Consider the following 20,528-nt stretch of genomic DNA (forward strand, 5'->3'; position numbering starts at 1 on the left):
TCAGGCTCAGATTTTAACCCAGGCTCAGATTTTAACTCAGGCTCAGATTTTAACTCAGGCTCAGGTTTCATCTCTGCCTTGGGGGACAATTTTGGTTTATTTTTTAATTTGGGCCCAGATTTCAACCCAGATTTCGCTTTCACCGTGGGTTCAGATTTCACTTCGGGCCCAGGCTTTACCTCTGATTCAGGTTTTATCTCAGGCTCAGATTTTAACTCAGGCTGAGGTTTTATTTTTGCTTCATGTAACTCAGATGCTAAAGTCTTCTCCTGAGCATGAGCAGGTATTGAGTCAGGCATTGGTTTTAATTTAGCTTCTATTTCCTGGGGTTCTTGTTTAGTAACTCCTTCATTCACCGAGGAATTTGGAGATTCTGCTGCCATGGAAGTCTTTGTTTGTCCGGAGGGTTCTCGTTTTGATTGCTCATGCCGTTTAAAATAATAATAAGCAGCAAAACCACCACCTCCTCCAGCAGCAAGGAGTAACAATAATAAAAACCAGAAATCAGAAGATGAATTATAGGGAGAATTCATGGTGCTTGCTTGCCCAGCAATTGCCATCCGCTCCTTCATCAGGATCTGAATCTGGTTACGGAGCACTTTGAGCTCTTTATCACGTACATCCAATTGTTTTTGTAATTTTTTATTTTGCACTTGTAATAAGCTAAGCTGTTCGGTTAACAGAGCATTAGACTCCCGTAAAGTATCTACTGCAGCCGTCGTGATTGAAATTTCAGCTTTAAGCGTTCTGTTTTGTTCAGGACTTATTTGTTTTTCGCTTTCCAGTGAAGGTATTGAAGAAAGAATATTGCCTGGCATCGAAGCTGCAGTCTCAGCAAATTTGGGGACAGGGGGTATTTGAGAATATTCTACGGAACCTGCATTGGATGATTGTCCAAGCGTATAAGGCGGAGCTAACACATGATTAATTGCTGTTTTTTCATTCCATGCTTTATCATGGGCCATGACTTCAACAGTAGCTAGTTCTGCCGAGACTTCAAGAAACTCTCTATCAGAAGGAATTTTGAGGCGAACCCCCGGCTTCAATCCATTCAAGTTCCCATCACTAAAGGCATCTGGATTTTCTCCTACAATTGCCAATACAATTTGGGGCAAAATTGCTTCCGAAGTTTTATATCTTTGCGCTATTTGCCATACATTTTCATTGGAAACAGTAGGTCCATAAATTTCACTTTTCTTCTTCTTGCCCTGTTTGCCTTTATGATCTTCAGCAGAAAATGCTGTCTTTTGATGGTAATTTGTGAATTTTCTTTGGTAGGTTAAACCGCTTTGAGCCGTGGCATTTGTTAGTTTATAACCCGGGGGATCCAATAATACTGTGTATACCTTATAAATTTGTCCTTTGGACCAGGTTAAGTCCACAACAAGCTGCATGTAAGGCTCTGTCATTCGTTCTTTGGAATGAATTACTACAATATATCTTCCTTGATCATTCTTTTTCACTTCAAAAAAAAGAGCCCCTACCACTTCGGATCGCTCAACACCTAAGCTTCGATATCCTTGGGGATCAGCCAACCCTACCCTGATGTTGGGTAAAGAAATATTTTTTACATCGATGAGCTCAATTTCTGCAAGAAAAGGCTGATCCAGGGCAGACTCTACTTTCATTTCTCCCAAGCCCAGTGCGTGAACACACGCAGGTAAGGTAAGTAAAAACAAAGATGAAAATAAAGCGGTTTTTTTCAATCAGAGCTCCATGCCCTTTGGGGGTTGAAGAGAGAAATTATTTATAAAAAAATTAACATTATTTACCAATCTATTCAAGCAATTAGCGCCTAATATAAACCTTTAATCCACTAGTTTGGGCTTCTAATTTCCATTTTTAAAGCATCAGGTATCTTTTTCATGGAGTAAGAGAAAAAGTCAAGACCCCTTTTAGAATGTCGGGAAGAAAATGAACTTCCCATCTTATGAAGAATGATTAATAATAGAATTAAAAAATAAATGATAATTGGAATAACGGTTATGGAATTCACAAAAATAAATCCGCTTGCTTTAGGCATCTCTATTAGTGTTCCAGCAGCAATTGCCTCATTTTTTATGGGCTTAGCAGCCTTTGTTTTTTTTGCTGATAAACCCCTGGTTGGTATGGTTGGAAATATGTATTTATCCTACAACCCTTCTTTAGGCAATGCTGTACTGGGTGCAGCAATAGTACTTATGAATACTTTTATAAGTAGCTATATTGCTGCATGGATATACAATTTTATTCTTGATTACATTAGATAAGTGTCGCTTCCTTTTGATCCTGGCTATGATGATAATTCGATGCAGCATAACACTCTTCAAGCGAGATAAAATCGAACCAACAGGTTTGGAGCAGCATCAATGTCTTATATCCCATTTCAATGTTAGTTGCGATTAATTGCTCTATAAATAATTCAAAATGTTCTAGCTGATGCAATGAGTATTTTGACTTTGGTTTTTCCTTGGACATCTTTGCAAACATAGCTTGAAACCGTTCTTCTACCATTCTGGGAACCGTCGAATTACCATCAAAAATACGATGATCCGCGCTAATTGACACAGGCAACATATCTTTTGGTTCAAATGTTTGGGTATCTCTTTGCCAAACAGGTTTTCGATCAACTTCCATTATAGTAAATCGCATGGATTCCGTTTTACGAAGCGGCGCCATAGATTGGGTATAACCAAAAACACCAATATTGCTCAATGAGATATAAGGAGTTCCAGCGAGAGGATAGGGATAGGTATTATAGGCATATTCATAAACCATGTCCTTCATCAGCTGTTGAATACGCGGATGTGTTTTTTCAAGCTGTTCACGTTTTTTAAAACAATAAACCATGAGGCTCACAATGTTGCGGATTTTTGCAGAAAGTTCATAGAAATTAAGATTATGACAATTTTCAAATACAATCGTTCCTAAATGATCACCGCATCCAGGCAGCAGTACTACCAGTCCAACATATGCTTCTTTGGTTTGAAAAATTTTCCTGAAGCTCAAATAATTTCTAAAAGAATCGGACAATGTCATCCATGAACTCACTGCTTGGAGCATCAAAGTGGTTAATGTCTCTGAGGCAAATTTTTTATTAAAAAAATCAAGACAAGAAACATCGATACTAAACTGGCCAGTCATGGTCGGATCACTGGGATTATCCCACTGGGTCATGAGTACCTTGCGGATAGGCGTCATTTCTACTTCACAATTAGATTCAGTATAATTTTGCACTCTGGGTAACAGCTCATCTGCAAAGGCGATGAAATTTTTCCAATTCTCAGTTGGCTGGAGGTTGACCTTTTTTAATTGTTGCGTATGTTTTTTATTGAGTGATTCTTTGAAATGGATAACGCCTTCGACACCCAATAAAGCACAAACTGAGGACATGTACTTATACTGCATGAAAATATTAGTTATTAGTTGCTCTTCAAGATAAGCAATTTTCGGCTTTATTTGCTCCACATCCGGTAGGCCAATGTCACGGTATAAATCTGCTTCACATACGTGCCGATGCTCATCTTCCAGAATAGTTGTGAATACTCTCGGTGCTACGCCATAACGATGTAAACTTTCAAAAATCTCCTCTATCCAGCCCTCTCCAATCAGGTTAAGCAACATTATTGCTACCTTGGGGCACGTTTCATTACGAATGAAGTTACAAATAATTTCAATGTGAGGACTATATGGAGGCGGGGATGCAAAAGGCGCGCAGAGCATGTAAACAATTTTAGTAAATACCAAACCATGAAATATTTCGTCAAGCAATTGCTGACGCATACGTTCTCTGTATTCAGCAGTAGACATTCTGGATTCAAATTTTAGCGGGATTTGAACTGCTAATACTTCCAGTTGTGCTAAAAGTGAAAAAGTGTAAATATAAAAAAGCTTGTCTGATTTAAGTTCAAAAGGTAAACCATCGCAAAACAACTCATCTATCCTATTTTTTATAAGTTGTTTCTCATCGGCAGTAATCTTGTTCCACCCTTCCAAAATCCATTTTTCAGCACCCCAAGATGGCCTAAGTAATTCAGTAAGTTCATCCACGATATTTACCTATAAATCAATGATTTTCCAGTATAGACATAGCAGCCTCCTGAGTCAATCATACACTGAGTGAACCCATTTACCAATTTAAAATCCTCTATTTTTGCAGTAGAAAAACACTATCCAAGCCAACTGCATTTTTCTATTTAACAGAGATAACGAACTACTTCACATAGACATTATTATGATTAATAATGGAATTTAATGAGGATGAGTATATAGGTAATTAATCATGGCGTTTGGAAAAATTGACCCTGTTTCTTTAGGGGCATCTCTTGGGATTTTATCCGGTATATCTACATTTTTTATGGGTTTGATGGTATTACTTTTTAATACTGGAAAACCTTTTAAAGGCATGATGGGAACAATATACTTTACCTATGACCTTTCCTTTCTCCAATGCCTGTTAGGTGGAATATCTGTAGCAATTGGTATGTTTGTTGGTGGTTATATTGTGGGTTTGGCATACAATTACCTGAGGGAACAGATTTAACACTATTTAATATTACTAGGCTGGAGCATTGCAGACTAATCAACCCCGATCATCATCCTTGCACTATTATCCTATTGCATTACCACCCCCTCTAATTCATAATTTATTACCTTGCTTTTCTTCTGGGTAACTATGTCAGCATCTCTAATTGATGGAAAAGTCGTCTCTTCCCTTCGTCGGGAACATCTGAAAGAACAAGTACACGAGTATTTAAAAAAAGCTCATCGAGCTCCTGGGCTTGCTGTAATCCTCATTGGTAACGATCCCGCTTCTGCTGTCTATGTAGCGAACAAGCGTAAAGCATGCGCGGAAATGGGTATTGCATCGCATTCGTTCGATTTACCTGAAGAAACAACACAAGAAGAATTACTTAAACTTATCGATGATTTAAACAACTTTGATCAAATTGACGGGATTCTCATTCAATTGCCTTTACCAAAGCATATTAACGAAAGCGTCATTATTGAACGTATTAAGCCAGAAAAAGATGTTGATGGGTTTCATCCCTACAATTTAGGACGGCTTGCTCAACGCAATCCTTTGTTACGCCCCTGCACCCCGTTGGGAATCATGCATTTGTTGAACCATTATCAGATTGAAGTCAAAAGAAAGCATGCTCTTGTGATTGGTGCATCCAATATTGTTGGGCGGCCAATGAGTCTGGAATTGCTTCTTGCCGGAGCAACAGTCACTATTGCCCATAAATTTACCCAACAGTTAGAACAATTGGTACGCATTGCCGATATTGTCATTGTAGCTACTGGGAAAATGGATGTTATCAATACTGCCTGGCTTCATCAGGATCAAATAATTATCGACGTTGGTATTCATCGATTGCCCGACGGCAGTATACGAGGTGATATCGATTTCAAAAATGCGATAAACAAAGTCTCCTGGATCACCCCTGTACCTGGTGGTGTTGGTCCAATGACTATCGTGACATTACTTGAAAATACATTGAAGGCTGCAGTCCTGAGAAATAAACTGGGGTCCCAATAAATCAGAGTAATAAAGCTGTACCGGGTCTATTTCAATCACTTATTGATTTATTTCCCGGACAGCCGCAGAACGTTCGACTTAAATGGCCAACAGGCGAATTACTTGTCTAAAACATCCCAATCAAAATCACCGCTTAACTCATCAAAATCATCCTTAAACTCTTCCTTCAAGCGTTTACGCTCGAGCTTTTCTTCAAGCATGCGCCTTACGTTTTTTCGATGAGCCATAGATTCAATATCATCATCATAATTATAATCAGAGAACGATTGGTCATCATAATCTTCGTGAAGTTCCATAACTTTCCCCTTTTATACAGTCTCTTAAAAAGAGTATAGTAGACAATCATAAAAAGTTTTAGGAAACTCATGCTCAGTTATCAACACGGATATCATGCAGGAAATTTTGCAGATGTCATTAAACATATTGCTTTAACACGTCTTTTGAATTACCTGACTCTTAAAGACAAGCCCCTGTTTTATCTTGAGACTCACTCAGGAAAGGGTTTATACGATTTAAAAAACAAACAAGCCGAAAAGACACAGGAGTACAAACAAGGGGTTAAATTGATTTGGGGAGCACGAAATTCCCTTCCTGCTGTCTTTCAAGACTATATTCATCCCCTTGAGGAACTCAACCCAACAGGAGAATTGAGATATTATCCTGGCTCTCCTTTTTTAACGATTCACAAATTGCGATTACACGACAGAATGTATTTTTGCGAGTTACATCCCAGAGAATTTGAGACATTAAGCCAGCTCCCCCGGTTAAATAAAAAAGCCCATTTTAGCAATTGTGACGGTATTGCAGCAATGAAAGCCTTACTTCCCCCGCCAGAAAAAAGAGGGCTCATTTTCATTGATCCTTCTTTTGAAGTAAAAGATGAATACAAGGAAATTCCACTTGCAATCAAACATGCTTATTCTCGTTTTGCAACGGGAGTATTTTGTCTCTGGTATCCCTTGGTCAATAAAAAATTAACTGATAAACTGCATAGGGGTATGAAAGAAATCGATGCTAAAAATTCATTATGCATCGAGTTTAACCTGACCTCAGCCCCTACAGAAGGAATGTCAGGCTGTGGCTTATGGGTTATAAATCCACCATTCACATTTGCAGAAGAAATGCAGGCTGTATTAAAGTCGCTAAAAGCTTACTTTAATCCAGGCGTTTCCTCTTATATTATTGAGAACTATTCATGAATATTTATCCCATTCCGGCTTATTCAGATAATTACATTTGGGCAATTATTGATAAAAAACTGGGGCTATTCGATTGTGTGGATCCAGGGGATGCAGAGCCAGTAGTGCAATTTGCCAAAAAAAACAATCTGAAATTACGGGCTATTTTACTCACCCATCATCATCAGGATCATATAGGGGGTCTGAATCAATTAATCCGAGCCTATCCCTCATGCTTCATTTATGGTCCTGATGATCCACGCATTCCCAATGTAAATTGTATTGTGCAAGAACATCAAACCATCCAGGTCGGCAGGTGTGTTTTCAAAATTTTATTTAATCCAGGTCATACCTCAAGCCATATTAGCTATTATGAAGCCCAGCAAGAATTATTATTTTGCGGCGATACTCTTTTTTCAGCAGGTTGTGGTCGTGTTTTTGATGGAACCCTAGAGCAACTGCATCAATCACTCCATCTTTTCAAATCATTACCCCCTACTACAAAAATTTACTGTGCCCATGAATACACACTACAAAATTTACGCTTTGCCCAGACAGTAGATCCGAATAATCCTGTCATAGAGGAACACTTGCAAAAAATACATAAATCACCACATTCCTGTACCCTCCCATCGACTTTAGAAGATGAACTATTAATTAATCCATTTTTGCGCACTGATGATCCCGAGGTACAAAAATATGCCTTAGCCCACGGCGCTACATCGAAAAACTCCCTTGAAATATTCAAGGTTTTAAGAGAAGAAAAGAATCTATTTAAATGAGTTCAGTATGAATTTTTTCGCAAAAGTACCTATTCGTTGGATCACGATTTATTTTCGATAACTTTAATTTGAATTCAACGAATAACTCTTTTCATAAACACTCATTTTGGCCGTAGATACATCAAAATACTTTTGATAATTCTAGCGGATTTGTTCTGGTGGAATTTAATTCCTCTTCCATGATTTCGTCCAAAGGATCATAGTTTTCCCCTATCTTCTCCCTAAAAAAACTACATCTTGAATCTGCAACAGAAGCTAAATTGTTCGGCATATCTGCCAGATCGTCTTTAACTGGCCTCTCCTCGTTCTCTGGCCTAGATTGGGGATTATCTGTCAAAATAAAAGAAAGGCCATCATCTTCATCTTCTGAGGATGTAGATTTCGCAGTGTCATCTCCAGGTTCTGACACTTGCTTATATAAGTAGGGAAATACCATCCACACAGCAAGGGAACAACAGGCCAAGGCCACTGGGAGCGAAAGATACAAAATGCTATAGACTATTAATACCGCTATCACCACGAGGAGTGCTACATATTTAAAGCCGTAAGACATGGATTGGGCCTCAACACTAGTCTCTGGCTCTGGAGATGTTTTTATCTTGTGCCTCAGTTTTTCTAGCCCCTCTTTAAATTTTTCTGTAGTTAAATGATAGGTGTTACGCAGGTTGAGTAATATTTGTTTATTTTCTTCGGCAATACGCTCGTGGTTATTTTGATAATCGAGCAGTTCCTGGAGTGCTTGTTGCGTTTTTGGGGGTAACTTCCCAGGCATTGTTCCCAACCAGTGCAATAACTCCTCATAAGTAGTTTCTTCCGGAAGTTTGTGCATCATTGCAAAGAAATTAGGATGAGCAATTATTTTCAGTATATTGATAAATTCAGGAAATGAAAAACTACTGATTCGCTTTATAAAATTAGAATCTAGCTGGCTTAGTTGATGCAAGCTTTCGGAATAAGGGGTATTTTCTACCAATTTCAGGAAAACATTTGAATGACCAGCATGTTGCAGGAATACCATAATAGTATCCACGTTAAGCATTTCATCTAATTTACAATCCCGGTACTTTTCTAATATGGGGAGCAGGTCGGGAATCACTTGCACCCAGGGAATATATTCGGGATTTTCAATCAGTTCTAAATATTTTGTTAACACCATTAGTAGCGCTTTGTTTTTTGCTAATGGTCCAAACTTATCCAATAAAAGACCTACTGTAATATCATTTTCATTGGCTAATGTGGTAAGTGCATTGATTGCTTCCTGTAAATCGTTACCAATATCATCAATTCCAATGAGTATTTGTGCAACCAGAGAATCAGAGTTGGCAAAACGACGTTTAAGAGCTTTTTTTATCCATCCAAAAATGGTTGGAACAATATAGCGATTGACTATAAAGGGGATTGGTCCCCCAACAAATAGAGATCCAACTGCAAGCGTTTGACTTATTCCCGAAAACCAACTGCCGATACTTGATATATCTATTGTCGGGAGTTGAATATCATCCCATTTTTTTTCGCGAATTTGAGTTTTAGTGGTATCAAGATATTCTGCTACATAAGCCCTAATCCGTTCAACAGGCACAAACCGTCCAATGAGCGCGATAGATTGGGCATACTCCAGCATTTCATCAATACTGGTTTTAAACTTGCTGGCTTGATCATTTATTACATCAGTATCTAAAAACCCTTTTTCTTCTAAAGCATGGCCAAGAGCCTGCTTAAAGCTGCATTTCTTTTTAAAATAGGGTTGAAAAAACTCCACTAATTCATCTAAATTATCCAAATTTTGTTGGGTTCGTTTGTGGCCGTCTAACTTCCATTTGCAGTGGAAAATTTCAGCAAAACACCTCAATTGTTTCACTGTAGTTTTCCGCAATTGTGGTGCAAAATTTTTTAAATTTTCAAGGGGAACTGAGGGTTGAAGGAATTGCACATGGCTGTATTGATCTTCCGGAAGCCATTTATCAACCACTTGTTGGAAATCTTTAGCTCGTGCCGATAAAAATTCTTGTATCATCTGCTCATCAATTACAGGATATCGCTCCAATAATTCGGCATAATGATTTTCAGCATTTTTGTTCAACGAGCTTAAAGTGCGTAGTAATTGTTGCTGATCAACAACAGAGTATTCCTCACCAAATTGGGAGGCCAATATTTTATCAGCAGTTTCACGTAATTTGAGAACTTGACTCACCATAAAATAGCGAGTTTCTTCTAATAAGCGACTTTTTGCACGTTCCTGCTGTTGCTGTAAACTGATATTAAGCTGATGATTTTTATAGGCCGCGGCCAATGTTTCTGGGGTATCAGAAGGTGTGCCCAGGTTTTGCGCATCAATGATGGAAATGAATTGCCCGGGTTTCCCATTGCGCGCTGCTCTTCCTTGAATTTGCCTCAATTCACTGGGAGTTAAATCAGTACATGTATTAATGACCAATAAACCATCTTCATGGTCCGGATCAATATCTGCCCCTCGGGCAAGGCTTTGGTTAGCGACGGTCAAAAATTCATCTTTCCCGGCAGTATATATTACATTGTCTTCGGATTTTCCTGCTTCTTCAAAACCATGGTAACTCTGGGTTTTCCAGTGCGTACGCGACTCTATTAAATCTCTGAATTGCTCAGTGGCTTGCGGGGACCGGGTAATTAATAAAATGGGTTGGGTCGGATTTCGTTCTTTATGCTGTTTAATCCACTCCAATGTTTTATGAAGATGTTCTTCTTGTCCAAAAGCAGTTACGAGGCCCAAATCTTTGCAAAGATCTGGATAGAAAGTGGGATAGCTGAATGCTGCCAAACCCTGTTGCTCAAAAAATTCGGCACGTTCTATATGGGATCCGGCAGTTCCGGTCAAACCAATAATAGTCCCATCATGTAAGCGATAATAGTCAAAAAAATTTTTGGCGCTATTAACAAGAATTGTTTCGGTACTTGCCTCAATTTTAAATGGGAGAGCTGGGGCCGGTTTTTTATTATTGAGTAATGTATGTAATAGTTGTTGTACATGCTCAGAATAGCTCACATGTGGATCAGGTCTTTTTGTACTGGTAATAATCGGCGCGGCATAATGATACTCTTTTCCTTCCTCCTTCATTTTAATGACATAATAATCTTCCTTTTCTTCTAACTCATGAGCAATCATGGCCGACTCAATTAAAGTACCTAATAATTCATCGGATAGTTTTTGTGTCAAAGTAAGAAATTCGTTATTTGAATTTTTGGCTATACAATAATTTTTAAAATTTGCAATATCATCTTTGGGGCTGCAGGGATTATTTAGGTATATTTCCTTTTCTTGGACGAATTCCAGTAGTACTTGATACAGTTGGGCGCATAAATTCGTATCATTGAGCTCTGGATCCAAGGTAGCTGCCAAGCGATATTGGATTGTAGACGTTAAAGCTGCATCAATCTCATCCCCTACTAGTGAAGGATTTGTTGGGAGCGATTTCTTTTCCAATGCCATACGTATGCGGAATAAAGAAAGATTGGAAGCTGTAGAATAATTGATACCATTAGCACTATATTCCGAATAGGCGCTTTGCGCGGTGATAATGTTGGTCCCATGAGGGATTCCTAAAAACTCATAAAAGGGTGCAAATTTTTCTAGTGCATTTTTTGCCAGCTGATCATTTTCAGTTGTTATATCAACTGTCCGTCCCCCTGCACACAGTAAAGCAGCATGCATCGCGCCAACAATACTCTTCCCTTCGCCGGTTTTAATTTCATGAATGATGTTTCCTGGATAATTCACGTGTTTTAACAAAGTTAAAAATTGCGTGCATCGAGGGAATTTATTGGTAGTTCTATAAAGGGCTTCGGCACTTAGTGCAATTAAAAGAAGTTTATTGCGGTGAACATTTAATCCTTTGCTGAGCTGGCTTTGTATTTCTTTAAATAAGAGCTGAAATTCTGTTTCATCCAACTCATTGATGGTAACTTCTTTGTTAATTCCACGGATATTTATTTTTAATGTCTTTTGTGTCATGTAAGACATCAATAATTGATAATCGGACCATAACTGATCTTCCTCCTGGTCGTCCAAGGGTATATCAGCTTCACTTTCATGAGATTTTAATCTTATTCTGGCAATCTTCTCCCTTACAACTTTGGGATCATAGTGATATCTTTGCAGATTCTCCCTGTTTTTTTTACGCTGAATTTGTGCAATTGCTTCTTCCAACGAAGATGAGGCTAGTAATTCTATTATTTCTTCAGCATTGATTGTTTTTAATTTATGAAGAAGGGTTATTTTTTTTAAAGCACGCAGCGGTTTATTGTTAAGTTTTTGTACTTGTTCGAGTAAAGATTTTCCAGTTGTATTGCAAATAATTTGGCCAAGTAATAATAAACAGCAATTCTCATCTTCTGTCTTTTGATTCAATAAGGAAATTAGTGCCGGCAGTTCTTGACTAAGCTTTTGTTGATATAACCAATCCAGGGTTTGCCAAGCAAAGGCATGAGGTCTAACACTATGTAGGAATTGGGCTATTTCCTTTAAGTGAAGAGCATTTAAATTCGAATGGGAATTTAGGAAATCAACCCCTTCATCAGTTTCAATAGCAGGAAGAAGCTCAGTAAAATATTTATAAGACTCCTCTATTCCAAGCGGTAATAGAGTTTCCATCAGATTTATCAATAAAAGAGAGCTTTTTTTGACTTCGATTGTTAAATAGCTTTCGAAAAGAACTCTTATTAAATCTTTTGTTTGTGGTAATCCTTGGTACAGTAGCGGTTTGTTCCTCAACTTCATTACAAACTGAATGGCCAATTTATCCTTGGATCCCTGCTTTTGATGCTTTACCATTTCAGCAGCTATAAGTTCAAGCAGGGAAAAAAAGGAATCCTTGTTTGGGGCTTTATCAAGGAAACAGTCAAGAGCAAGATAAATCAGGCTCTTGGGAGCTGACTGGTTTAGCGATGTAATCGAGTTCAAAAAAATGGTTATTTTATGGACATCGCGCAGCAAAAGCTCCATATCCAATTTTGGATAAAGTTTTTCTAGGCAATTTTTAACAAAAATTTTATGTTCTTGTGAAAGATTTAACTCCTCAGTCCAAGCATTGAGGAGAGACCAAACGATTTGCCTATCGTTGTTCAGGGAAGGTAATGCTTTTAGCAAATTATCTTTATGGTTTAATAAAAAACGTCCTAAGTTTTTTGCTGGAAATTTTCTTAAGAAAATTTCTGGAATCGGTGTGGTCGCAATTTGATATGCAAAAATTCGGCGTTCTTGCCAGATACTCCATAAACTCTGCAGCCCCTTTTTCTCGATAGTATCGACTTCGTTTAATTGCTGGATAAATTCGTCAATGCAAGAAGCTACCACATGGGAAGGTAACGAGTGAATTAAGTTATTATTTTTTAAAAAATCAAAAAATTGCTTAGAGAATTTTTCAGGATCCATATCCTTATAAAATCCATTTCCAGTAAAATAGGCCACGTAGTAGGCACACAAGATTTCCAGGATAAATTTCTTGTCAGGATCTGTTGTTTTCAGAGTTAAGCTTCCGTAGAGCTTCCGATACACAGCAAGATCTTTACGTAAGTTTTGCGTTCCAAGATATCGAAATAATGCGATTTTAAGGTAATTATCATTGGGTTGATGACGTGTGATAATTGCTAACAATTCAGCTTGAGAAATTGAATAGGCTTTTGTTTTTGGATTAATCGCAGTGGACTGGATTTGCATTTCAGGAGATATCACATAAAAACCGTTTGCGGTACAGGCGTATAAAGCATCCATGGGTAAAAGAGATATTCCTTTGATTTCTTCTATTTGTTCTCTCAAGACATGTTTTGACATGGCATGGTCAATAAAATTCTCTAGTCCTGTATAAAACGTTTCAATGCGGGTAACAGGAGCAATGCATAATCCTTTATCATCTATTAGATTGAGGGTAAGTTGCTTTAATAATTCTTGTGCCTCCTCCTCCTGATTCCCGGTGTAAGCCAAAAACTTTAGATACAAACGACCCCATAGCATTTCCAAACTTCGTAGGTGATCGATGCTAATTTTAAAATTATTCTGCGCTGCAAAAATGCTTAAATGCAAACAGAATCGCTCAAAATTAGGCCATTCATCATTAGGTTTGCCTTTGGGAATTCTTGCAGATAATCTTAGAAAACTTGAGCTCAATGGAAATCTCAAAAGTTCTTCTATAGAGGAAATTTTCACTGCATATTGAAAACAAATTTTATAAAAAAAATCTAAAAGTCCTCGTTCGTCTAAAAATGCCAATAATTTTAAAAATGAATCTAAACCATTTTTATGATTATAAATAAGAATCTGGAGTAATATTTTTAAGTTATCTTCATTATGCGGGATAAAACGTTCCATAAATTGTTCTACCCGACCAATCTCTTGACCACGATCTGGGCAATAAAAACGGAACAAAACAAGAAGTTGCTGTTCAAGTAGCTGGATTTCTTCCTGATTTAAAGAGGGATGAGGTTTGAAGATATTTAACAACGAGTCTGCAGCCTGAATAAGCGTCTGTTTTTTTTCCTCTTCGAGATCAGAAATTTCCTCATCAGTAAGTAAAATGGAGCGTTGAAAAGGCTGGACAAAAGATTTTACACCATCTTGTTCTGGCGACAGTCCTCCCCATAAGTTGGAATAAACCAGCGTATGTGAAGAAAAGCTGCAGTAAGCCCGGTAATATTTATAACCGCAGATTGTTTTTCCAAAGAGATAATGTCTTCTGATTTGCCGATTTTTTTCAAAAAAACCATCCCGTAAGCCTTCAATATTTTGCAAAATAGAATCAGCTACGTAATTCTCCATATTATCTACAGCATAAGCAGGTAATTTTATTTGTAGAGGAGAAGACATTCCTTCCTCAGTCGCGACGAGTGCTGTACCAAATAGTCTAGCCGCTGTATGCAAACGAAAACTTTCGTCAGTTGCAAGCTGCTCATAAAAATGTGATCGACTATGGTGTTTTAAATAAAATTCTGTGAGATACCCTGTATCATTTGATACTTGTTCTTCTTCTAAAACTTCGGGTAATGTCTTTTTTGCAAATGTTTGTAATTTTCTGGAAAAGCGTTCCAGATTTACTTTGAACTCCCAAGACGTTTCAGTGGCTGCAAATACGCTACTGTGCGTTGATTCCTCATTAATCACTTGCTGCTGAATTTCTTGTTGTTGGTTCATTACCTTATTTTGGGCAATAGACTCTTGTTGAGCTACGGCTAACCGAACTCTTGACTTTAGTTGCGCACGACTAAAGGTTTTAGATTTGCGTCTATTTTCACTTGCTATTTGGGCCTGTATGTAAGCGCCGGGTTGCTTTTTGGGTTTGTTTTTATAAATTTTATTTAGCAAACCGAAATTTTTGTTAAAATTTTCAGGGGATTCCAATCCTTGAATATTTCTGTAAATCTCTGATAACAGAGGCTCTGGAGACAAGTAATATCCTGCACCTTGAGGTAATGGTTGAAAAAGTGATGATTTCTCCTGTATACCTGGTTTCAAAGCAAGGAGATTAGCATCCAGATTATCTTTGGTAATCAAAATCACATGGACCATTGAAGTGATTTTACTTTCTTTTACAAGCCGTAAAATTTCTTTATAAATTGATTGGCGCTCCCCTTCATTTTCATACTGGTGCCCTTTGAGAACTATAGTCAGTTCCGGAGAGTCGTAGAGGTTGCAGTTTTGAAAAAAAGGTAATAGCTCCGAAATCGTGACAGGATAAGTAAGAGCCACTATTTTGGGGTTGGAGTAGTATTTTCCAGTTCTAAAAATATAATGGTTGTTAAGTTGATAGATAACAAAACATCCAAATACAGAATCAAAATAACGAAAATCTTTTAAAGGAGTTGTGTAATCAATGAACGGTTTATCCCACTTTGTAGAATAAGGGCTATTGGAGTAATAGTCAGTAATAATTTGATTTAAAGAGTCTTGTACTGCATATCTGGGTGGTAGGGAGGGCTTATATTGATAAAACATCGCTTTTCCCAATTGATAGGACAGCTGATTGGTCATTTTTTTATAATCTGCAATCGAGCGTACACAAATATCAATACCAGGTCGAAAATGGGGAGGCATCTCTTCGTTTTCAGGTACGAGGAATACTTCACGAAAATTTATGCCGATGGTGAACCCTTCCTCCAGATAGCGGTCAATTTCATTAAGAAACATTTTGATTAAAATTGATTTTTCCTGCCAACTACCTATATCATTTAATTCCGCAAAAACATCCAGATTTATAAAGACTTTCTTGCTTTGCCAAAAATTTTGGGTTGATTGTTTCTTTATTGAATCATCAGCATGCGAGAGTAAGGTGGAAATTTTTTCAGCAAACGGACAGTGATACATCCACTCTTTCCGAGATTTTTCCAGTAAAGAAATGCTTATGTCATGCTGTATTCCAGCACTAATAGGGCTCCATAGGTACTTTGATTTATTCTGTGTAGAAAAAAAAGAGCGGGGTTGTTTTTTTAGATAAAGAAAAGGAACATCAGATTTTGGCATAGATAAATCGCAGAAAGTACTTTTTAATCCATTAGTGCAATAAAATGCGGCATTATGACAATTAAATAGTTAGATAGGCAAGCTAAAAGAACTCTTTATTTTGAGTGAAAAAATTCACATCAAATTTAGCCAGTTATTCGCTTCTCGCTCTAAGCGAACCCTTACTCAGAAAGAATTAATTTGACACTTTATGGTTTAATTGAATGCAGAAAGGGTTTTATCCCAAAACTAATTTTAGTAAACTCATTGATTAACAAGATTCATAGGTAATTCCATTGAACTATAAGTTTTTCAAAATAAATGTATTTTTATTCTGTTTACTCATTTTTTTGGGATTTACTCATGGGTCAGTGGTACATGCAGCTTCTGACGTCTGGGGGGTGTTGCGTGGCGAATTCACTTTAGACCATGAAACATCGCGAGCGGAAGTACAGGAGCAAATCCGCTGGCTTGCAGCTCATCCGGGTTATCTTAATAAGGTATGCCGCCAGTCTGAACCTTATATTTATCATATAATTGGCGAAGTAAAAAAAAGAAGACTTCCTGGTGAACTCGCATTGCTTCCCATGATTGAGAGTGCTTTTGATCCTTTTGCATATTCGGTAGCCGGCGCAGCCGGTTTATGGCAATTGATGCCACGTACAGGTGCCGGCTTAGGCTTAAAACAAGATTGGTGGTTTGATGCCAGGCGAAGTATTAGTTCCTCAACGGATGCGGCATTAAGTTATCTGATTTATCTTAATAAATTCTTTAATGGCAATTGGATCTTGGCCATCGCAGCTTACGATGCAGGGGAAGGAACTATAGATCGCGCAATTAAAAGTGCTGGAGTACGTAATGCCAGTTTTTGGGAATTATCTCTACCAAGAGAAACTCAAATTTATGTTCCACGGCTGCTTGCCTTGGCAGAAATCATTAAAAACCCTGGTCAATATCAATTGATATTACCTGAAATTCCCTACCTCCCCTATTTCCAGGAAGTCAATATAGGAAGTCCAATCGATTTAAATCACGCTGCGAAAATGGCAGGTATTAGTTATAACGAATTAATCAAATTAAATCCTGGATTTAATCGGTGGACCACAGACCCACACAAACCCATAAAACTGCTCATTCCAGCTGAAAAAGTACATCAATTCAATTTAAATCTTGCCAATCTTCCAGAAGAAAAAAGGGTAAGCTGGGAAATACATACAGTACAACCAGGGGAAAGTCTGGACACTATTGCTGTTCGTTACCACACCACAGTTAATTTAATCAAGCAGCTAAACCAGTTGGCAACCAATCAAATCACCCCCCATCAATCCATTTTAATCCCAAGTACAAAAAATGCGCCCCCTGTTGAGAAAAAAGCTCCTTCCCCTGCAGCCATAGCCTTAGAATATAAAATACCCGCTGTAAGAGAGCATCGTGTTATTCATATTGTTCAGGAAAACGATACTTTCCAAAAGTTAGTGAACACTTATGGTGTCAGTATCAAAGATATTCAGATGTGGAATAAATTACCCACTAACCAACCATTACGGATAGGCCAACAACTGGTGCTCTGGAAAAAAATAAACCCGCCTATTCAATATGTTGTAAAAAGTGGCGATAGTCTTAGTAGCATAGCCCAACAGTATAAGACGAAGATTGATCGCCTCGTTGCTTTAAATCCGGGCCTTAGGCGAAATGACCCTTTATATTCTGGGCAAAAATTAGTTGTTGGTTAATTTTTTTTAGAATTTGCAACGACTGGGGACTGTTTTTTTAACACTTAACCACAATGCTCCAGGACTGGACTAACCGTTTTTACACGTCCCAGAATAGTTTTTTTTTAACAATTATTTTTCATTTCTGCTATAAAGCAAGAGGGAGAGCGCAAAAACTTGTGTTATAATCTAAGTAACTTATTTTATTATAGTAAAATAATATGAAATTACTATTTGATTTCTTTCCTATAGTTTTATTTTTTATAGTTTACAAGTTTTTTGGTATTTATACTGCAACAGCTATAGCTATGATTGCCTCTTTAAGCCAAGTGGCTTTTTATCGTTTAAAATTCCAACATTATGAAAAAATGCACTTAATCAGCCTTGCAATAATCATGGTTTTGGGCGGTGCAACCCTATTCTTTCATAATCCCTGGTTTATAAAATGGAAGCCCACAGGTATTTATTGGCTCTCTGCTTTAGTCTTTTTCAGTTCAGGTTATATCGGGAGTAAACCGTTAATTCAAAAAATGATGGAAGCAAATGTAACGCTACCCAGAAAGATTTGGCATCGGCTTAATTTGGCTTGGGTACTGTTTTTCATTCTAATGGGGGCAGTAAATATTTATGTTGCCTACAATTTTAATACTGATGCCTGGGTTAACTTTAAGTTATTTGGTGGGGTGGGTTTTACTCTGCTTTTTGTATTAATTCAAGCTTTTTACTTAACAAAACACATGGATGAAACCGGGCTTGAAAAACAATAGGAGCAAGAATGAGACTGTTGCTAGTTGAAGACGACGAATTACTTGGTGATGCGGTCAAAACCGGCTTAACTCAGTTCGGTTATATAGTAGATTGGCTTAAAGATGGGGAAGCCGCTCGTGCCGCTTTAAAATCTGAATCTTTTGAGTTAATCATTCTGGATTTAGGATTGCCTAAACTTTCTGGACTCGCGTTATTGCAAAGTATCCGTCATGATGGAAACCCTACACCAGTTATTATTTTAACCGCCCGGGAGTCAGTTGAAGATCGTGTTAAAGGTCTTGATAGCGGCGCTGATGACTATTTGATAAAACCCTTCGATCTCAATGAACTAAGTGCCCGGATCAGAGCCTTGGTCAGACGTTCACAAGGACGGGCTGATTCAGTTCTGCAATACCGAAATATTACTCTGGATCCAGCTGCTCACTCGGTATTCGTTGATGATGTTTTGGTTAATGTTCCCCGCAGAGAATTCGCTTTACTTCAGAAGCTTTTGGAAAACAGCGGTCAAGTTTTGTCGCGCGAGCAGTTAATGCAAAGTATCTATGGCTGGGAAGAGGATGTGGACAGTAACGCCCTGGAAGTTCATATACATAATTTACGTAAAAAACTTAATGCCAATTTCATTAGAACCATTAGGGGTGTCGGATATATGGCAGAAAAAAATGATGGTATAGTGGTATCGTGAAATCTTCCATAAGAAAGTTTCTTTTAATCAATCTCTTGTTGGCCATTACGATAACGACCACTTTAACCGCTATAGGTAACTACTATCTGGATCAAAAGGACATTCAGGATCATCTAGACAGTTTAATGGCCGTCTCTGCCCTCTCCTATCAGGCATTATTAGGCGACGATCTCCACCAACGCCCTCTTTCCAAAATCCAGGAAGCACTCGAAACAATCCCTCAGAAAATTGATACCTATTATCAAAAAAGATTTTTAAATGAAGAACCCCCTGAGAATTATCTTGATAAATTTAATTTTCAGGTTTGGACAAATGGTGGAAAATTATTGTTACATTCATCCTCTGCCCCTAAAATTCCTTTAACTTCAGAAGTGGATGGATTTAGTGATAAAAAAATATCAAAACAGGACTGGCGTGTTTTCACTACTTACAATGAAAAAGCAGGAATCCGCACGGTTTTAGCTGAACGTTATGATACACGTAATGAGCTAGGCCATCGAATTGCCCAAGACGATCTCTATATTATGCTTCTGACTTTTCCATTATCTGGTTTATTAATTTGGATAATTATTGGTCGAGGGCTGGATAGCTTGGATAAAGTGGCGGAAGAGGTAGCCAACCGTGCCCCAAGCCATCTTGAACCGGTTGATTTGCATGAAGTACCTGAAGAAATTAAACCTGTAATTGATGAATTGAATAAATTATTCTTCCGGCTTAAGGAAGGATTTGAACGCGAAAAGCGTTTTGCAGCTGATGCAGCCCATGAACTGCGCACGCCTCTGGCTGCTCTTAAAACTCAAGCCCAAGTTGCTTTACATTCTAATGATATAGAAGAAAAAAATCAGGCATTACAAAAACTTATTGCAAGCGTGAACCGCAGTACTCATATAGTTCAACAATTACTTACTATGAGCCGTCTTGTACCAGAAGCTGCCCATATGGAAGAAAAAGATGAAGTCAACCTCAGCAGGTTAACCCGCGAGATACTTGCAATGCTTGCCCCAGCTGCTGTGGAAAAACAAATTGATCTCGAATTTGAGAGTGATGCAGAAAACCTGACCGTGTTTGGTAATTCAACTGCTTTGGGAATATTAATTCGCAATCTTGTAGATAATGCCATTCGTTATTCTAATGAACACGGCCGCATTATAGTCCGTTTAGCCAAACTGCCGAACGAAATAATGCTTGAGGTAAGTGATAATGGTCCAGGAATTCCCGCAGAATTGCAGCCCCGCGTGTTTGAGCGTTTTTTCCGCGTCCTGGGAAACAAAAGCCCCGGAAGTGGACTTGGCCTGGCGATAGTTCAACAAATTGCCGAATTGCATGGCGGTAGATTAATGCTGGATACACCTAAAGAAGGTACCGGTCTCATCGTGAGATTCTTTTTGCCTTTTCAGGAAAACAGCTAACAGGCATTTATC

13 protein-coding genes are annotated in these 20,528 nt (G+C 38.1%); 9 read left to right on the top strand and 4 right to left on the bottom strand.

From position 1 onward, the window contains the following. A partial coding sequence (locus KYQ_RS19295; RefSeq protein ID WP_019349766.1) for a FimV/HubP family polar landmark protein occupies positions 1-1,706 on the bottom strand: 1,706 nt, incomplete at its 3' end. Between the two features lie 279 nt (positions 1,707-1,985). Between KYQ_RS19295 and KYQ_RS06280 the strand changes: the two genes are divergently transcribed. Further along, entirely contained in the window at positions 1,986-2,249 is a 264-nt protein-coding gene (locus KYQ_RS06280) for a hypothetical protein (protein ID WP_010653414.1), read from the top strand. Here the strand turns inward: KYQ_RS06280 and KYQ_RS06285 are convergent. Beyond that, a complete protein-coding gene (locus KYQ_RS06285) occupies positions 2,242-4,029 on the bottom strand; it encodes a 2-oxo acid dehydrogenase subunit E2 (protein WP_010653413.1) in 1,788 nt (595 codons plus the stop codon). The genes KYQ_RS06280 and KYQ_RS06285 overlap by 8 nt on opposite strands. Before the next feature lie 232 nt (positions 4,030-4,261). Here KYQ_RS06285 and KYQ_RS06290 point away from each other — a divergent pair, with 232 nt between their 5' ends. Together KYQ_RS06290 and folD are read left to right on the top strand one after the other, a co-directional pair. After that, complete coding sequence (locus KYQ_RS06290; protein WP_010653412.1) at positions 4,262-4,522, top strand: hypothetical protein; 261 nt, start codon at positions 4,262-4,264, stop codon at positions 4,520-4,522. A 132-nt stretch (positions 4,523-4,654) separates the two neighbouring features. Continuing rightward, on the top strand, positions 4,655-5,521 hold the full coding sequence (folD, locus tag KYQ_RS06295) for a bifunctional methylenetetrahydrofolate dehydrogenase/methenyltetrahydrofolate cyclohydrolase FolD (RefSeq protein WP_010653411.1): 867 nt from the start codon (positions 4,655-4,657) through the stop codon (positions 5,519-5,521). Between the two features lie 98 nt (positions 5,522-5,619). On the opposite strand, the gene KYQ_RS06300 is transcribed toward folD, so the two are convergent. Continuing rightward, positions 5,620-5,817 (bottom strand): PA3496 family putative envelope integrity protein, encoded by a 198-nt coding sequence (locus tag KYQ_RS06300; RefSeq protein WP_010653410.1) that lies wholly within the window; start codon positions 5,815-5,817, stop codon positions 5,620-5,622. 69 nt (positions 5,818-5,886) lie between these two features. Here KYQ_RS06300 and KYQ_RS06305 point away from each other — a divergent pair, with 69 nt between their 5' ends. Next, a complete protein-coding gene (locus KYQ_RS06305) occupies positions 5,887-6,720 on the top strand; it encodes a 23S rRNA (adenine(2030)-N(6))-methyltransferase RlmJ (protein WP_019349767.1) in 834 nt (277 codons plus the stop codon). Next, positions 6,717-7,481, top strand: coding sequence for a hydroxyacylglutathione hydrolase (gene gloB, locus KYQ_RS06310; protein ID WP_010653408.1), 765 nt, complete (start codon positions 6,717-6,719; stop codon positions 7,479-7,481). Before KYQ_RS06305 ends, gloB begins: the two co-directional genes overlap by 4 nt. A gap of 121 nt (positions 7,482-7,602) precedes the next feature. On the opposite strand, the gene KYQ_RS06315 is transcribed toward gloB, so the two are convergent. Next, positions 7,603-15,963 (bottom strand): preprotein translocase subunit SecA, encoded by an 8,361-nt coding sequence (locus KYQ_RS06315; protein WP_010653407.1) that lies wholly within the window; start codon positions 15,961-15,963, stop codon positions 7,603-7,605. A 275-nt stretch (positions 15,964-16,238) separates the two neighbouring features. On the opposite strand from KYQ_RS06315, the gene KYQ_RS06320 reads away from it, so the two are divergent. The 4 genes from KYQ_RS06320 to KYQ_RS06335 all read left to right on the top strand — a co-directional run bounded on the left by KYQ_RS06320 (position 16,239) and on the right by KYQ_RS06335 (position 20,516). After that, on the top strand, positions 16,239-17,675 hold the full coding sequence (locus KYQ_RS06320; protein ID WP_010653406.1) for a lytic transglycosylase: 1,437 nt from the start codon (positions 16,239-16,241) through the stop codon (positions 17,673-17,675). Between the two features lie 200 nt (positions 17,676-17,875). Next, complete coding sequence (locus tag KYQ_RS06325) at positions 17,876-18,421, top strand: septation protein A (protein ID WP_010653405.1); 546 nt, start codon at positions 17,876-17,878, stop codon at positions 18,419-18,421. Positions 18,422-18,429: 8 nt separating this feature from the next. After that, positions 18,430-19,107 (top strand): response regulator, encoded by a 678-nt coding sequence (locus KYQ_RS06330; RefSeq protein ID WP_010653404.1) that lies wholly within the window; start codon positions 18,430-18,432, stop codon positions 19,105-19,107. Continuing rightward, positions 19,104-20,516 (top strand): ATP-binding protein, encoded by a 1,413-nt coding sequence (locus KYQ_RS06335; RefSeq protein WP_010653403.1) that lies wholly within the window; start codon positions 19,104-19,106, stop codon positions 20,514-20,516. Before KYQ_RS06330 ends, KYQ_RS06335 begins: the two co-directional genes overlap by 4 nt. Positions 20,517-20,528 lie beyond the last annotated feature (12 nt).

Origin of the sequence: Fluoribacter dumoffii NY 23, from assembly GCF_000236165.1 — a bacterium.
GTDB classification, from domain to species: domain Bacteria; phylum Pseudomonadota; class Gammaproteobacteria; order Legionellales; family Legionellaceae; genus Legionella; species Legionella dumoffii.

What these genes read in the sequence shown, in the direction of transcription:
- KYQ_RS06280 (WP_010653414.1), top strand. Translation starts at nt 1,986, where the DNA reads ATGGAATTCACAAAAATAAATCCGCTTGCTTTAGGCATCTCTATTAGT.
- KYQ_RS06290 (WP_010653412.1), top strand. Translation starts at nt 4,262, where the DNA reads ATGGCGTTTGGAAAAATTGACCCTGTTTCTTTAGGGGCATCTCTTGGG.
- folD (WP_010653411.1), top strand. Translation starts at nt 4,655, where the DNA reads ATGTCAGCATCTCTAATTGATGGAAAAGTCGTCTCTTCCCTTCGTCGG.
- KYQ_RS06300 (WP_010653410.1), bottom strand. Translation starts at nt 5,817, where the DNA reads ATGGAACTTCACGAAGATTATGATGACCAATCGTTCTCTGATTATAAT.
- KYQ_RS06305 (WP_019349767.1), top strand. Translation starts at nt 5,887, where the DNA reads ATGCTCAGTTATCAACACGGATATCATGCAGGAAATTTTGCAGATGTC.
- gloB (WP_010653408.1), top strand. Translation starts at nt 6,717, where the DNA reads ATGAATATTTATCCCATTCCGGCTTATTCAGATAATTACATTTGGGCA.
- KYQ_RS06315 (WP_010653407.1), bottom strand. Translation starts at nt 15,963, where the DNA reads ATGCCAAAATCTGATGTTCCTTTTCTTTATCTAAAAAAACAACCCCGC.
- KYQ_RS06325 (WP_010653405.1), top strand. Translation starts at nt 17,876, where the DNA reads ATGAAATTACTATTTGATTTCTTTCCTATAGTTTTATTTTTTATAGTT.
- KYQ_RS06330 (WP_010653404.1), top strand. Translation starts at nt 18,430, where the DNA reads ATGAGACTGTTGCTAGTTGAAGACGACGAATTACTTGGTGATGCGGTC.